Origin of the sequence: Azotobacter salinestris, from assembly GCF_009363155.1 — a bacterium.
GTDB lineage: Bacteria > Pseudomonadota > Gammaproteobacteria > Pseudomonadales > Pseudomonadaceae > Azotobacter > Azotobacter salinestris.
The window spans coordinates 2332252-2347816 of sequence record NZ_CP045302.1 but is presented as its reverse complement, the minus strand read 5'-3'; the positions used below and the strand labels follow the sequence as shown (position 1 = coordinate 2347816).

General features: G+C 69.1%; 13 protein-coding genes. 8 read left to right on the top strand and 5 right to left on the bottom strand.

The window, feature by feature from the left end:
* Positions 1-20: 20 nt before the first annotated feature.
* Positions 21-968: a ketopantoate reductase family protein gene (locus tag GCU53_RS10940; RefSeq protein WP_152387641.1), complete on the top strand. Its 948-nt coding sequence runs from the start codon at positions 21-23 to the stop codon at positions 966-968.
* A gap of 118 nt (positions 969-1086) precedes the next feature.
* On the opposite strand, the gene GCU53_RS10935 is transcribed toward GCU53_RS10940, so the two are convergent.
* Both GCU53_RS10935 and GCU53_RS10925 read right to left on the bottom strand, forming a co-directional pair.
* Positions 1087-1479: a GFA family protein gene (locus GCU53_RS10935; protein WP_152387640.1), complete on the bottom strand. Its 393-nt coding sequence runs from the start codon at positions 1477-1479 to the stop codon at positions 1087-1089.
* A 421-nt stretch (positions 1480-1900) separates the two neighbouring features.
* A complete protein-coding gene (locus GCU53_RS10925) occupies positions 1901-2890 on the bottom strand; it encodes an ABC transporter substrate-binding protein (protein ID WP_152387639.1) in 990 nt (329 codons plus the stop codon).
* 341 nt (positions 2891-3231) lie between these two features.
* On the opposite strand from GCU53_RS10925, the gene fdhD reads away from it, so the two are divergent.
* The 6 genes from fdhD to moaA all read left to right on the top strand — a co-directional run bounded on the left by fdhD (position 3232) and on the right by moaA (position 10792).
* Complete coding sequence (gene fdhD / locus GCU53_RS10920) at positions 3232-4059, top strand: formate dehydrogenase accessory sulfurtransferase FdhD (protein WP_152387638.1); 828 nt, start codon at positions 3232-3234, stop codon at positions 4057-4059.
* Between the two features lie 98 nt (positions 4060-4157).
* Positions 4158-7214 (top strand): formate dehydrogenase-N subunit alpha, encoded by a 3057-nt coding sequence (fdnG, locus tag GCU53_RS10915; protein ID WP_152387637.1) that lies wholly within the window; start codon positions 4158-4160, stop codon positions 7212-7214.
* Between the two features lie 19 nt (positions 7215-7233).
* Entirely contained in the window at positions 7234-8109 is an 876-nt protein-coding gene (gene fdxH / locus GCU53_RS10910; RefSeq protein ID WP_280115881.1) for a formate dehydrogenase subunit beta, read from the top strand.
* Positions 8106-8753 carry a formate dehydrogenase subunit gamma gene (locus GCU53_RS10905; protein ID WP_152387635.1) on the top strand — a complete coding sequence of 216 codons (648 nt, stop codon included), beginning with the start codon at positions 8106-8108 and terminating at the stop codon, positions 8751-8753. Before fdxH ends, GCU53_RS10905 begins: the two co-directional genes overlap by 4 nt.
* Positions 8750-9661: a formate dehydrogenase accessory protein FdhE gene (gene fdhE, locus GCU53_RS10900; protein WP_152387634.1), complete on the top strand. Its 912-nt coding sequence runs from the start codon at positions 8750-8752 to the stop codon at positions 9659-9661. Before GCU53_RS10905 ends, fdhE begins: the two co-directional genes overlap by 4 nt.
* Positions 9662-9799: 138 nt before the next feature.
* Complete coding sequence (gene moaA / locus GCU53_RS10895; protein ID WP_152387633.1) at positions 9800-10792, top strand: GTP 3',8-cyclase MoaA; 993 nt, start codon at positions 9800-9802, stop codon at positions 10790-10792.
* 60 nt (positions 10793-10852) lie between these two features.
* Here moaA and GCU53_RS10890 read toward each other — a convergent pair whose 3' ends face one another.
* The gene (locus GCU53_RS10890) at positions 10853-13645 is read right to left on the bottom strand and encodes a DUF3141 domain-containing protein (RefSeq protein WP_152387632.1); all 2793 of its coding nucleotides are present in this window, start codon (positions 13643-13645) and stop codon (positions 10853-10855) included.
* A 262-nt stretch (positions 13646-13907) separates the two neighbouring features.
* Here GCU53_RS10890 and phaP point away from each other — a divergent pair, with 262 nt between their 5' ends.
* Entirely contained in the window at positions 13908-14447 is a 540-nt protein-coding gene (gene phaP / locus GCU53_RS10880) for a TIGR01841 family phasin (protein WP_152387631.1), read from the top strand.
* 60 nt (positions 14448-14507) lie between these two features.
* Here phaP and GCU53_RS10875 read toward each other — a convergent pair whose 3' ends face one another.
* Both GCU53_RS10875 and GCU53_RS10870 read right to left on the bottom strand, forming a co-directional pair.
* A complete protein-coding gene (locus tag GCU53_RS10875; RefSeq protein ID WP_152387630.1) occupies positions 14508-14996 on the bottom strand; it encodes a nucleoside 2-deoxyribosyltransferase in 489 nt (162 codons plus the stop codon).
* 110 nt (positions 14997-15106) lie between these two features.
* Positions 15107-15373 (bottom strand): DUF2790 domain-containing protein, encoded by a 267-nt coding sequence (locus GCU53_RS10870; RefSeq protein WP_152387629.1) that lies wholly within the window; start codon positions 15371-15373, stop codon positions 15107-15109.
* Positions 15374-15565: the final 192 nt, after the last annotated feature.

The following is a 15565-nucleotide window of genomic DNA, read 5'->3' as shown; positions in this document are numbered from 1 at the left end:
CCATTGCAAGGAGAACACGCATGTCCACGGAACCATCCATCGCCGTCGTCGGAGGCGGCAGCCTGGGCCTCTACCTCGCCGGGCGCCTGAGCCTGGCCGGGCATGCCGTGACGGTGGCGCTACGCCCGGGCGCCGGCGCGCAGGCGGGCGGCGTCAGCGCCGAGGGCGACGAGTCCTGGCAGGCCCCGGCGGTGCGCCATGTGCCGCTCGACGAACTGCGGGGCCCCTTCGCCCAGGTCATAGTCGCGGTGAAGTCGCACGACCTGGACGAGCTGCTGCCGCGCCTGACGGCCCTCGGCGATGCCGCCACCGAGTACGTCTTCCTGCAGAACGGCATCCCCTGGTGGTGGTCGCACCGCGACGGCGAGATCGCCGGCGCGCCGCCTCTGGCGCGTAGCGTGGCGCTGGTCGTGCAGCATGCGGTGGAGCGCACTGCGCCCGGGCGCATCCGCGTGCGCCGCACCGACAGCGACCGCTACATCTGCGCGCGGGTGCAGGGCGAGCCGGACGCGCCGCTGCTGGCGCTGGTGGCCCTCTGGCAGGCGGCCGGGATTCCGGCCGAGAGTTCGGCGGACATCCGCCGCGAGGTGTGGACCAAGCTGATGAGCAACGTCACCCTCAACCCGCTGAGCGCGATCACCGGGGCGACGGTCGGCGAGCTGGCGCGCACGCCGCGCACCCGCGCGGTGCTGCTCGCCGGCATGGCGGAAATCGCCCGCCTGGCCGAGCGCGACGGTCATCCGCCGAGCATGACCCCCGAGGTCCGTGTGCGGCGCGCCGAGGAGGTAGGCGGCACGCGCACCTCGATGCTGCAGGACCGTCTGGCCGGTCGCCGCCTGGAGACCGAGGCGCTGCTCGCCGCGCCGATCGCCATCGCCGAGCGCTACGGCGAGCCGGTGCCGGTGCTCAGGACCCTGCTCGGCTGCCTGGCGCTGGAGAACGACAAGGCGCAGCGGCAACCGGCCTGATGGCCGGCCGTCGCTCTGCAATGCCGTTCACTTGAGCGGATCGGCATTGCGGGCCATGGGATGGCGGAAAATCCGTCACGGCAGCTTTCCGTGCGGCGCGGATGGCCGGGCTGCTTGCTCAGGTCGGTTCTAGTCGGATTCGACTTCCGTGAATCCGCCTGACCGGAAGCGAGTGGAAATCGATCCCCTTTAGGCAACGAACATTCACTGCCCAGCCATCGAAGGGCGGCACGCCTTCGCCAAGCTCTTGGGGTGTCGGATCGCTGGGGCGCCTGAACGGCAGGATGCCGCATTGCGGGCAGAAGTAGTCTTTCGCCGTCCGGGACCCCCACTGATAGAGCGACAAATTCTCCCAGGGCGTCAGCAGACGCAGGTTCTCCTTCGGAACCCGAACGTTCAGTGCCCCGCGCATCGAGCAGATCGAACAATCACATACACGCACATGGTCGATCTCGGCTTCGACCTCGAAGCGGACTGCACCGCAGTGGCAAGCGCCGGTGTAAAGGGTCATCGTCGTTCGTGCCCGAGTTGCTGGCCGTTTGCTTATAGGGGGCATAGGGCCGCTCGCCGGCCCTTGCTCAGGCCGCCGGAGCACCCTGCGCGATCTGCGCCTGGAAGCGCCGCCGGCTGTCCAGCTTCCGGCGCAGGCGGGCGCTGGCTTCCTCGCCGGTCTGGAAGATCGCCCGGTTGCCCTGGCCCTCGGCGACCTTGCGAAAGGCCTCGCTGCGGACGGCGGCAGCCAGGGCGGTTCCCGACCACCACCGGCTGGCCGAGCAGGGTGGCGAGCTCGTTGGTGATCGCCCGCCAGCCGACCAGGGGAGCGTCGAGCAGCGCGCCGCCCGCCAGAGTGAGAAAACGCCGTCGGGAACAATGCGTCATGGCAGGTTTCCGTGCAGGTCAGGTGGAGAAAGGGGCGCTGCGCTTTCGCGGCCTCAGCCGCCCAGCGCGGCCGCGAAGCTGCGGTCCCACAGCGGCCGCACGTCCACCGGCCGCTCGATCACCCCGGCCTTGAGGAAGGTGTCGGCCACGTCCTGCTGGCTGTGGATCGCCGCGTCGTCCACCGGCACCAGGCGGCGCACCTGGCTCTCGTTGCGCAGCAGGGCGAGCACCGCCTCGACCGGTACGCCGATCTCCGCGGCGAGCGCCGCGGCGTAGCGTTCGGAGTTGGCCTGGCGCCAGGCGAAGGCCTTCTGCAGGCGCACGAAGAAGTCGGCGATCGCCGCGTGGCGCTGCGGGTCGGCGATGGCCTCCGGGGCGGCGAAGAACAGGTAGTTGCCCGACAGGTAGCCGTTGGCGCGCTTGAGCACCCGGGCGCCGACCGAGGTCTGCGCCAGCGGCACCGAGTAGCCGTAGATCGCCCAGGCATCGAGCTGGCCGGTGCGGAAGGCGGCGGCGCCGTCGGGCACCGTGAGGTTGATCGCCTGGATGTCGGCGAAGCTCAGGCCGACCTCGGCGAGCATCTTGGTCAGGTAGTACTGGGTGGTGGTGGCGCGCACGTAGCCGACGCGCTTGCCCTTGAGGTCGGCGATGGAGCGGATGGGCGAGTCCCTGGGCACCAGCACCGTCTGCTCGTTGACGTCGCCCTTGATCACCCCGACCACGCGGATTCGTGCGCCCTTGATGAAGCCGAACAGCGACGGGATCTCGCTGCCGTAGGCGAGATCCAGCGAGCCGCCGTTCATCGCCTCGACCATCAGGTTGCCCGAGGCGAATTTCGCCCAGTCGATGGGGTAGGGCGTGTCGGCGAGGCCGGCGACCTCCAGCAGCAGCTTGTCGCCGCCCTTGTACTGGGCGATGCGCAGCCGGCCCGGTGCGGCCGCCTCGGCGTGCCTGCCATCGAGCAGCAGGGGCGCCAGTGCCAGGGCGCTGGCGGTGCTGGCGAGAAAGCGGCGGCGCGACAAACCGCCCGAACGGTGCGACATCGGTGTTCCCTCTCAGTGAGTGTCCATGTGTTGAGAGGGATGCTAGCGCTGCGCTTTTAATTCATTAAATGAATAATAATTATATTTTTATATGAATTTTATGCATTTAATGGCGCGGGCAGGGTAGACCAAAGGCTAAGGCGTGTGCGGCCGCTTCGGGAGGGCAGGCGCCGGCGTCGGAGCAACGGACAGCGAAACGGCGCGGCCTGCGCGGCAGGATGCCGCATGTGACGGCAGAGTCGATAGACGTGGTCGATCAACGAATCGGCAATAGCGATTGGTCGGACGACTGGGCCAAGAATAGACTTGACTTGTGTCAATTGATCGCCGAGTGCGCTGCCATGCCGCATCACGCCAGTCCCCCTGCCAAGGAGCCCCCCCCGACCGTCACGGGCACCTACCGCTATGCCGAGCTGGGACAGGCGGAGCGGGTCGGCGAGACGCAGCTGGCCACCGAATGCGCGCTGGCGATCAGCTACAACGGCCTCAACCATGCGGTGATGATGGTCACGCCCGAGGCGCTGGAAGATTTCGTCCACGGCTTCACTCTGACCGCCGGCATCATCGATAGTGCCGATGAAGTCTACGACTTGCGGCTCGTCGAGGGCGCCGAGGCCTGGCGGGCCGAGGTGGAGATCGCCAGCCGCGCCTTCTGGCAGCTCAAGCGGCAGCGCCGCCAACTGGCCGGCAGCAGCGGCTGCGGCGTATGCGGGGTGGAGGCGCTGGAGCAGGCGCTGCCGCAGCTGCCGGCGCTCGAGCCGGTACCGCTGCCGCCGGCCGGACACCTGCAGGGGCTGCGCGAGAGCATCGCCGCCGAGCAGCGCCTGGCCCGCCACAGCGGCGCCCTGCATGCCGCGCTGTTCGTCGACGAGGCCGGCGAGATCCGCCTGTGCCGCGAGGACATCGGCCGGCACAACGCCCTCGACAAGCTGATCGGCGCCCTCGGGCGCGAACGCCTGGAGCCCGGCCGCGGCTTCGCCGTGGTCACCAGCCGCTGCGGCGTCGAGTTGCTGCACAAGGCGGTGCGCGCCGGCATCGGCACCCTGGTCGGGCTGTCGGCGCCCACCGCGCTGACCGTGGACTGGGCACGCCACCACCACCTCAACCTGATCCATCTGCCGCACCACAGCGCGGCGCGGGTCTACAGCCCGGTACCGCGCGCCCCGTAAGGCCTGCCCGCCGCCGCCTGCACACCCAATCGAAAGTCCCGAGCGTTTCCCGTCGCGAAGCGCGGACCGCGCTCGTCCCTACCTTTCAGGAGATCGTCATGGAACTTGGCAGAAGACAGTTCTTCAAGCTCTGTACCGTCGGGGTGGCCGGCGCCACTGCCGCCACCCTCGGCTTCGCCCCCGGCGTCGCCCACGCCACCCAGCCGCGCCAGTACAAGCTGCTGCGCGCCAGGGAGACCCGCAACAACTGCACCTACTGCTCGGTGGGCTGCGGGGTGCTGATGTACAGCCTCGGCGACGGCGCGAAGAACGCCAAACCGCGGATCTTCCACATCGAGGGCGACCCCGACCATCCGGTCAGCCGCGGCTCGCTGTGCCCGAAGGGCGCCGGACTGGTCGACTTCATCCACAGCGAGCAGCGCCTGCAGTACCCCGAGTACCGCGCGCCGGGTTCGGATAAGTGGCAGCGGATCAGCTGGGAGGAGGCCATCGAGCGCATCGCCCGGCTGATGAAGGACGACCGCGACGCCAACTTCGTCGAGAAGAACGCCGCCGGGCTCACCGTGAACCGCTGGCTGACCACCGGCATGCTCTGCTCCTCGGCGGCCAGCAACGAGACCGGCGCCCTCGACTGGCGCTTCACCCGCGCCCTCGGCATCCTCGGCATGGACTGCCAGGCGCGGCTCTGCCACGGCCCGACCGTGGCCGCCCTGGCGCCCAGCTTCGGCCGCGGCGCGATGACCAACAACTGGGTGGACATCAAGAACGCCAACGTCGTGCTGGTCATGGGCGGCAACCCCGCCGAGGCCCACCCGGTGGGCTTCAAGTGGGCCATCGAGGCGAAGATCCGCAACGGCGCCAAGCTGATCGTGGTCGACCCGCGCTTCAACCGCAGCGCCGCGGTCGCCGACCTCTACGCGCCGATCCGCGCCGGCTCCGACGTGACCTTTCTGATGGGGGTGGTCAACTACCTGATCGCCCACGACAGGATCCAGCACGAGTACGTGCGCGCCTACACCAACGCGAGCCTCTTGGTGCGCGACGACTTCGCCTTCGACGAGGGCCTGTTCAGCGGCTACGACGAGGCGAAGAAGCAGTACGACCGCAGCTCCTGGGCCTACCAGCTGGACGAGAACGGCCACGCCCGGCGCGACCCGACCCTCAGCCATCCGCGCTGCGTGTGGAACCTCTTGAAGCAGCACGTCAGCCGCTACACCCCGGAGATGGTCACGCGCCTGTGCGGCACGCCCAAGGAGGACTTCCTGGAGATCTGCCGGCTGCTCGGCGATACCAGCGCGCCGGACAAGACCGCGACCTTCCTCTACGCCCTCGGCTGGACCCACCACACCAGCGGCGTGCAGATCATCCGCGGCGCGGCGATGATCCAGCTCTTGCTCGGCAACATCGGCATGCCCGGCGGCGGCATCAACGCCCTGCGCGGGCACTCGAACATCCAGGGCTACACCGACCTCGGCCTGCTCTCGGTGCGCATGCCGGGCTACCTGAACCTGCCCTCGGAGCACCAGCCCGACCTGGCCACCTACCTCGCGCAGAGCACGCCCAAGGCGCTGCTGCCCGGCCAGGTGAACTACTGGCAGAACACCGAGAAGTTCTTCGTCAGCCTGATGAAGAGCGTCTGGGGCGACAAGGCGACCAGGGAGAACGACTGGGGCTTCGACTGGCTGCCCAAGTGGGACGTCGAGTACGACGTGCTGCGCTATATGGAGCTGATGTACGAGGGCAAGGTCAACGGCTACATCGCCCAGGGCTTCAACCCGATCGCCGCCTTCCCGGACAAGAACAAGGCGGTCGCCGCCCTGTCCAGGCTCAAGTACCTGGTGGTGATCGACCCACTGGTCACCGAGAGCTCGAACTTCTGGCAGAACCACGGCGAAGCCAACGATGTGAACCCCGCCGAGATCCGGACCGAGGTGTTCCGCCTGCCGTCGTCCTGCTTCGCCGAGGAGAACGGCTCGATCGCCAATTCCGGCCGCTGGCTGCAGTGGCACTGGGCGGGTGCGGCGCCGCCGGCCGAGGCCTGGCACGACGGCAAGATCCTCGGCCACCTGTTCCTCCGCCTGCGCGAGCTGTACGCGAAGGAGGGCGGCGCCAACCCCGCGCCGCTGCTCAACATGGCCTGGAATTACAGCGATCCGGAGGACCCGGCGCCCGAGGAGGTCGCCAGGGAGGCCAACGGCTACGCCCTGGCCGACCTCTACGACCCGCAGGGCACCCTGCTGGCGAAGAAGGGCGAGCTGTTGCGCGACTTCGCGCTGCTGCGCGCCGACGGCAGCACCGCCAGCTTCTGCTGGATCTTTGCCGGCTCCTGGACCGAGGCCGGCAACCAGATGGCGCGGCGCGACAACGCCAGCGACGCCGCGGGCCTCGGCAGCACCCCGGGCTGGGCCTGGTGCTGGCCGCAGAACCGCCGCATCCTCTACAACCGCGCCTCGGTCGACCCGCAGGGCAGGCCCTGGGACCCGAAACGCAAGCTGATCGAGTGGAACGGCCAGCGCTGGAGCGGCATCGACGTCGCCGACTTCGCCGCCACCGTCGCGCCGGGCAGCGAGGCCAATCCGTTCATCATGCTGCCCGAGGGCCTCGGCCGGCTGTTCGCGGTCGGCGCGCTGGGCGACGGGCCCTTCCCCGAGCACTACGAGCCGATCGAGTCGCCGCTGGAGCACAACCCGCTGCACCCGAAGGTCACCTTCAACCCGACCACCCGGCTGTTCGACAACGACCGCAAGCGCATGGGCAGCGCGGCGGACTTCCCCTACGTCGCCACCACCTACTCGATCACCGAGATGTTCCGCCACTGGACCAAGGCCTCGCGGCTGAACGCCATCGTCCAGCCCGAGCAGTTCGTCGAGATCGGCGAGCAACTGGCGGCGCAGAAGGGCATCCGCGCCGGCGACACGGTCAAGGTCAGCTCCATGCGCGGCTTCATCAAGGCCAAGGCGGTGGTGACCAAGCGCATCGCCACCCTGGAGATCGACGGCAAGCCGGTCGACACCGTCGGCATCCCCTGCCACTGGGGCTTCGAGGGCACCACCCGCAAGGGCTTCCTGGCCAACACCCTGACGCCCGCGGTTGGCGACGCCAACTCGCAGACGCCGGAGTACAAGGCCTTCCTCGTGAACATTGAAAAGGTCTGATGGAGGGCTTTCCATGTCCATGCAATCTCAAGACATCATCAAGCGCTCGGCGACCAGCGCCCTGACCCCGCCGACCCAGGTCCGCGACCACAAGGCGGAAGTCGCCAAGCTGATCGACGTGAGCATCTGCATCGGCTGCAAGGCCTGCCAGGTGGCCTGCTCGGAGTGGAACGACCTGCGCGACGAGGTCGGCCAGAACGTCGGTGTCTACGACAACCCCATCGACCTCAGCGCCAAGAGCTGGACGGTGATGCGCTTCGACGAGGTCGAGCAGGAGAACGGCAGGCTGGAATGGCTGATCCGCAAGGACGGCTGCATGCACTGCGCGGACCCCGGCTGCCTCAAGGCCTGCCCGAGCCCGGGCGCCATCGTCCAGTACGCCAACGGCATCGTCGACTTCCAGTCCGAGCACTGCATCGGCTGCGGCTACTGCGTCGCCGGCTGCCCGTTCAACGTGCCGCGGATCAGTCAGGAGGACAACAAGGCCTACAAGTGCACCCTGTGTTCCGACCGCGTGGCAGTGGGCCAGGAGCCGGCCTGCGCCAAGACCTGCCCGACCGGGGCGATCAGTTTCGGCACCAAGGCCGACATGCAGCACCTGGCCGGCCAGCGCGTCGAGGAGCTGCACGGCCGCGGCTACGCCAACGCCGGCCTCTACGACCCGCAGGGCGTCGGCGGCACCCACGTGATGTACGTGCTGCACCATGCCGACCGGCCCGAGCTGTACCACAACCTGCCCAGGGACCCGCGCATCAGCAGCGCGATCCACGGCTGGAAGGGCTGGATGAAGCCGGCCGCCGCCGTGGCCTTCTTCGCCACCCTGGCCGGCACCCTGTTCCACTACGTCGGCGTCGGCCCCAACCAGGTCGACGAGCATGAGGAGACCGAGGCATGAACAAGCGCGACATGATCCTGCGCACCCGCTTCCCCGAGCGCGCCTGCCACTGGGTGATGGTGATCTGCTTCTTCCTCGCCGCGCTCTCCGGGCTGTCCTGGTTCTTCCCGACCCTGAGCGGCCTCGGCGCGGTGCTCGGCACGCCGCAGATGGCGCGCATCCTGCACCCCTTCCTCGGCGTCGCGGTGTTTCTCGCCCTGGTCTACCTGTTCATCCGCTTCGTCAAATACAACCTGCCGGAGCGCGAGGACCTCGCCTGGTTCGCCAACCTCAAGGACGTGCTGCTCGGCAACCACGACAAGCCCCTGCAGATCGGCAAGTACAACGCCGGCCAGAAGATCCTGTTCTGGGGGATCATGAGCCTGATCAGCGTGCTGCTGCTCAGCGGCCTGGTGATCTGGCGGCCGTACTTCGCCCCGGCCTTGCCCATCCCGCTGATCCGCCTCGGCCTGTTCCTGCACGCCGCCGCCGGCATCGCGCTGATCCTCTTGATCCTCGGCCACGCCTACCTGGCCTTCTGGGTCAAGGGCTCGATTTCCGGGATGGTCACCGGCTACGTCTCGCGCGCCTGGGCCAGGAGCCACCACGACCGCTGGTACCGGCAGATCTCCAAGCCGGCCGCCAAGAGCGAGGGGCGCGAATGAACAGCATCCGCCTGGTTGCCGACGAGAAGCCGAGCGGTGGCGTCGGCGCCATCGTGCCGCTGATCCTGCCCGACCTGAAAAACCGCTACGGGCGCCGCGCCGGACGCCTGCGCCAGCTCGCCGAGGCTCACCCGATGGCCGACTACCTGCGCTTCGCCGCCGGCATCGCCGAAGCGCAGCAGCAGGTCGCCGAGGCGCTGCCGCTGCCCGCGGCGCTGGCCGCCACGCTGCCCGCCCGTCTGGGCGGGGCGCGGCCGCCGCTGGAGGCCACCAGCCTGCCGCGCGAGCGGCACTGGCGCGACCTGCTGCAGGCGCTGTTCGGGCGCCTGCAGGACAGCCCGACCCCGGCCGTGGCGCAGACCCTCGCCGGCCTGCGCAGCTGCGACGGGGTCGCGCTGGAGAAGCTGGCCGACGCCCTGCTGGCCGGCGACTACCGGGTGGTCGGCAGCGACCGCGCGCCCTTCCTGTGGGCCGCGCTGTCGCTGTACTGGACGCAGATGGCCGCGCAGCTGCCGGCCTCCGGCCAGGCCGGCGTCGGCGAGGGGCGCCAGTGCTGCCCGGTGTGCGGTGGCGCGCCGGTGGCCAGCGTGATCCGCGGTGGCGCCCAGAGCGGCCTGCGCTACCTGCACTGCGGGCTGTGCGAGAGCCGCTGGCACATGGTGCGCACCAAGTGCAGCAACTGCGAGGAGGGCGGCCGGCTCGACTACTGGTCGCTGGACAGCGAGCAGGCGGCGATCCGCGCGGAAAGCTGCGGCGACTGCAACAGCTACCTCAAGGTCCTCCACGAGGACCGCGACCCGCAGCTGGAGGTGATCGCCGACGATCTGGCCTCCCTGGCGCTGGACGCCGAGGTGGAGCGCCAGGGCTTCTACCGCAGCGGCCTCAATCCGTTCCTCTTCCCCGGCTGAACGAGGACGATGCGTAGGGTGGATGGCCACCCCGTGGAAAACCGCGCAGCGTTTTCCACCGGAGTCCTGCACGGTGGATAAGGCTACGCCGTTATCCACCCTACGACGGTTCACCGAATCCCTTTGACGAGAATCCCCATGGCCCGTGCACTGCAAGACGGCTTCGGACGCACCATCGACTACCTGCGGCTGTCGGTGACCGACCGCTGCGACTTCCGCTGCGTCTACTGCATGGCCGAGGACATGCGCTTCCTGCCGCGCCAGCAGATCCTCGGCCTCGAGGAGCTGTACCGCCTGGCCCGGCTGTTCGTCGGCCGCGGGGTGAGGAAGATCCGCCTCACCGGCGGCGAGCCGCTGGTGCGCCAGGGCATCCTCGGCCTGTGCGAGCGGATCGCCGCCTTGCCCGGTCTGCGCGAACTAGTGATGACCACCAACGGCTCGCAGCTGGTCAAGCTGGCCCGGCCGCTGGCCGAGGCCGGGGTGAGGCGCCTCAACATCAGCCTGGACAGCCTGGACCCGGCGCGCTTTCGCGCCATCACCCGCACCGGCGAGCTGGCGCGGGTGCTCGACGGCATCGAGGCGGCCCGCACCGCCGGCTTCGAGCGGATCAAGCTGAATGCCGTGGCGATGCAGGGGCGCAACGCCGACGAGGTGCTCGAGCTGGTCGACTATGCCGTGGCGCGCGGGCTCGACATCAGCTTCATCGAGGAAATGCCGCTGGGCGAGGTCGGCCGCTCGCGCGGCGAGGCCTTCTGCTCCAGCGACGAGGTGAGGGCACGGATCGCCAGCCGCTACGCGCTGCTCGACTGCGCCGAGCAGAGCGGCGGGCCGGCGCGCTACGTGCGCCTGCCGGCGCATCCGGCCAGCCGCATCGGCTTCATCTCGCCGCACAGCCACAACTTCTGCGCCAGCTGCAACCGCCTGCGGCTGACCGTCGAGGGCCGCCTGCTGCTCTGTCTCGGCCATGAGCAGTCGCTAGACCTGCGTGCCCTGCTGCGTCGCCACCCGACCGACGACCGGCCACTCTCGGAAGCCATCGACCGCGCCCTGCTGCACAAGCCGCAGCAGCACGACTTCTTGGCGAGCGGAGAGGTTCAGGTACTGCGCTTCATGAACGCCAGCGGGGGATAAGGAGGACGGCAGGCGCCAGCGAGGATCTCGTGTCCCCCTGGTGCCTGCCGGCTGCGTGCGTTACTTGTTGGCGGGCTTGCTGCCACTGGGCTTGCGTGGCCGGCGCGGTTTGGCGGCCTTCGGCGCCGGTGCGCTCTCGGCCGGGGCGGAAGTGGCTTGCGTACTGGCCGGAGAAGCTTCGGCCGAAGCCGCTTCGGTACTGGCCGGTACGGCCTCGGCGCCGGTCGGCGCGGCTTCGGCGGCCGGTTGGGCCTCCTCCGGCTCGGCGATCACGGTGTTGGCGCGGACGCGGATGTGCGGCTTGGGCGCAACCTCCATGGGTTTGGCCTCGGCCGGCGCTTCGGCGGCGGGCTCGGCCTGCGCCGGTGCCGCGGCCGGTTCGGCCTCGGGGGCGGCAGCCGCGCTGTCGGGGGTGGCGACCGGAACCGGCTCGATCAGCGCATCCTGCCGCCTGGCCGGCACGGCGGCGGTTTCGGCCGCCGGGCGCACCTTCGGCTCGGGCGCCGGCGGCGTGCTTTCCGGGATCGCGGCCGGCGCGGCCGCGCTCGCCTCGGCGGGCGTCTCCGCGAGCAGCCTGGGGGTTTCCAGGCGCAGCTGGGCGAAGTCTGCCAGCGGCAGTTCCAGCACCTCGAACAGCTGGCGCCAGAGGGCGCCCAGCGGGCCGTCGCTGCGTTGCCAGCCCGGCTCGATGTTCATCACCTCGGCGAGAATGCGCTGGCGCTCGGCACGCTCGGGCAGCAGCTCGGGCAGCGTCTGCACGCTCTCCTCGGGATAGGCGAACACCAGCAGGTTCTGCTGGCGGGTGATTTCCCGCAGGCTGGCGACGTCCGGGATGTGCGGATCGGCGATGGCCCGGCGGCGGTAATCCTTGACGATGCTTTCCAGCATGGCCTTGTCCAGCCGGCCGCTGGCCCTGGCGAGCAGCAGCAGGATGCGGATGGCCGCTTCCCGCGCGCCGCCCAGCGGCAGGGCTTCGTACAGGCGTTCGAGCAGCGCCCGTTCCCGTTCGCTGGCGAACTTCTCGGCCGCGCTGGTGCGCTGGCCGCCGGTGAGGGTGCTGAGCCAGCCGTAGACGGCGTGGAAGGCCAGCTCCTGGCCGGCGTCGCGCAGGTCGCGCCAGGTGTCCAGGGTGTTCTCGATGCAGTCGGAGAAGAGTTCCTGCCAGGCGAGCAGCGGATTGTCGGGGCGCGCCGGATGGCGCTGGCGGCGGGCCAGCTCGGCCATGCCGGACAGCCACCAGGTCGCCGGGTTCAGGCTGCTCCAGGCCTGCCGCTGCAGGTGGAAGGGATGGTGCTGGCGCAGCTGCTCGGCGATCGGCTCGTTGATCGCCCGGCTCAGCCAGGGGCGTACCGTCCAGTCGTAGACGGTGCTGTTGATCGCCGAGACGCGGTTGACCAGCTCGAATTCCCGCTCGTCGTCGTAGCCGTCGTCCTCGGCGAGGATGTCGGCGATCCGCCGCGATTCGAAGTGCACCTTGTAGCCCTGGACGCCGCCGTCGGGATGCGGCACGTCGTCGATGATCAGCTCGAACAGGCCGGGCGGCAGGGCCCTGATCGCATCGATGGCGCCGATCAGCTGGCGATGCTCGCGGCGCGCCACCTGGCCGGAAACGAAGATGCCCAGGTGCCCGGCGCTGGCGTGCTTGAGGTAGATGATGGTGCGCCCGGACGAGTGCAGTGCCAGGTCGGAAGGGTAGAGATCGGAAATCCAGTTGAGGGCCTGCTGCGGCGGAGTGATGTTGTCGCCGTAGGAGCAGAACACCACGACCGGCGCCTCGATCTGGCGCAGGTCGGTGAGGGTGCCCTGGCCGCCGGTCAGGCGGTTGCCGATGAACAGCTCGTCGACGATGGTTTCGATCTCCTCGCTGTTGAGCAGGTTGGGGCTGCCCCACCAGCGCTCGAAGTCGAGAAAGCGCGGCGCCTCGCCGTCTACCCTGGAGAACAGCTCGTAGTACTTGCTCCACAGGGCATGGGTCGGATCGAGGTTCTCGAAGTTGCTAACCAGCCAGGTGCCGTCGAAGCGGCCGTTGCCGAGGTCGCTGCCGAGACGGGTCATCCAGGCGCCGCCGAGCAGGCCGCCGGCGTAGCGCATCGGGTTGCGGCCGTTGACCCCGGCCCAGTAGGACAGCGGGGCGCCGACCACCACCAGCAGCCCCGGCAGCTCCGGGCGCAGCGCCGCCAGGCCCATGAGCGCCCAGCCGGCCTGGCAGTTGCCGATCAGCACCGGCTTGCCGGCATGGGCGTGGCGCTCGGTGACCAGTTCGATGAAGCGGGCCTGGGCGAGGGCGATGTCGCTCAGCGTCTGTCCCGGTTCCGAGCTGTGGCTGAAGGAGATGAAGTAGGTCGGGTGCCCGGCACGCAGGCTCTCGCCGATCTCCGAATCTTCCTTGAAGCCGCCGATGCCGGCGCCGTGGCCGCCGCGGGGGTCGATGACGATCACCGGCGGCAGGGTGGAGTCGGTCGTCTGGCCCGGGCCGGGCAGGATGCGCAGCAGCGAGTAGTTCACCGGGGTCGGCAGGTCGCGGCCGTCGAGCAGCAGCTCGTGGTCGAACTTGAGCAGCACCGGGTAGCCGGCCTGGCGATGCTTGAGGGTGTTGTCGGCCCGCTGGCGCAGGGTGTCCCAGAACAGCAGGGTGCGCTGGTTGAAGTCGGTCAGGTAGTCGAGCCCGTCGCTGGCGCCGATCGGCTGCGCGGAGCACGCGACCAGTTTCTGCAGCGATTTTTCCTGGCGCTGCCGGAAGCTGTCCTGCAGGTTGTTCGCCTGCAATCTCTGCAGCTTGCCGATATGCTGGATGTAGTTGTGGAAAGAGGAGAAGCAGTCTTCCTGCTGCGCAAAAAAAGTGTCCTGGCTCATGATCGCCCTCTTCGTGTTGGAGTAAGGCCAAGCAGTGCGCTCCTCCAGAAGAAGAAGCCAGCGGATCTGGATTCGTGGGTCATGGAGGCTCGGGGACAATGGCCCGTTTCTTATAGCGGAGGGTAAACCAGGGAGCAAACTTTTTTTGCGGTGCAAAAAATGCATGCGCCGAAGCATTCCGGAAAGTAATAATGCGGCAGACCGGCCTGCCGCGATCCGGCGCGTCTGGCCGACCCGGTCGTTGCCTTTGGGAGATTGAGACATGTCCATCTTTGATTCGAATGCGTTCCAGAACGGCCAGCCGTCGGGGCTGGAGGCCGCACGGCGCCTCGGCGAGGGAGTGATCGACGGCAGCGAGCGGCTGGTCCGGCTGCAGTTCCAGGCGCTGCAGATGACCTCCGACCTGTTCTTCGCCAATTGGCGGCGGCTGCTCTCGGCGCGCGGGTCGGAGGCGATCGTCGAGCTGTCGCCGGCAGTCCAGGCGGTGCGCATGATGGAGTACGGACGGCAGGCCCAGGAATTGATGGCGGCGAGTCAGAAGGTCTTTCTCGATCTGGCCCGCCAGCAGATGGAGGCCGGTACCCGGCAGCTGCACGGGATGGTCGCGGAGGTGGCGAAGAACGCCCCGGCCGATGCCGAGCCTCTGGTGGGCGCCCTGGAGGCGGCGGCGAAGGGAGTCGATTACCTGTACGGCCGCGGCCTGGAGGCCGCCGGACAGGGCGTGGCGCTGGCCGACAACGTGATCCGCCTGACCCGCGAGGCCGGCCGCGCCGCCGCCGATACGGTCAGACCCGAGAGGTAGCGGCGAAGCCCTGGCTGCGACGGGCGCGGCGATCATGTCTTCGCGACGACCGCTCCCGTTTCAGACGCCGAGATGCCGGGCCAGCTCGGCGATCGCCGCTTCCGGCGTGGCGCTGTGCCCTGTCCAGCTGCAGGCGAGCATCAGGTTGCGCGGCAGGCCGAAATCCTCCACCAGCCAGCCCTGCGCATCGCGTCCATCCGCCCCGTGGGGAACCTGGCTGCGCAGGTCGCCGGCTGGAGCAAAGCAGGCCCACACCGGCTTGCCGAGGGCCACGGCCATGCCCATTTCGAACACCGTGCCGGAGTCCGGCTCCCGGCCGCGGAATGGCTCGAGGTTGGCCAGCACGGCATCGGCGCTGCGCAGCAGGGCGATGTTCGCTTCGAGAATCCATTGCGCCGCCGCGGCCGGGGACAGTCCCGGGGGCAGCGCGTTGTCCAGGGGATAGAGGCCTTCCAGTCCATGCTCGGCGCACAGCCGCTTGAGACGGGCGCCGTGCTCGACGGCGTCGGGGCGGAACACGTCCGGACCGGCCAGATAGATCTTGGGCATGGGGTATTCCTCTCTGCAAGGCCGGGCGCGGCCGGCAAGGGCGAGGTTCGCGCGAAAGCCGGGGCAGGGCAAGCCGGACGGCGCAGGCCCCTCGTCAATGCGCCGGTATCTCAGAAGCCCCCGCAGCCGCGGCCCATGACACTGTACTCGACGGTGTGCCGCTCGCCACGGCTGTCTTCGTAGACCATGCGGATCGGCACCACTTCGCAGACGTCGGGGATTTCGTCGGTATGGATGACCCGGGCGATGTCCAGGTCCATCGAGTAGTCGTAGCGTGCGACCTGCGCCGTGGTCGCGTCCTTTGCTGCCGGCGTCCGCCCTTCGGCGGCTGCCATGCATGAGAGGCCGGCCAATGCCAGCGGAATCAGGGCTTTCATCGGAGTACCTGTCGGGGAGGGCCGCCTTGAAGTGCGCCGGCCGGTCTTGCGGAGGGACCGGCCGGCGCGGATGCTCAACATGCGGAGAGAAGCGGCCGTTGGGCAGAGGGCCTTCCAAGGTCGTCGTCGCTCCCGGAAGGCCCGTTCACTTTAATAAGTGCGGGGAGCGGCTCATATGGCCGATTGCGACAA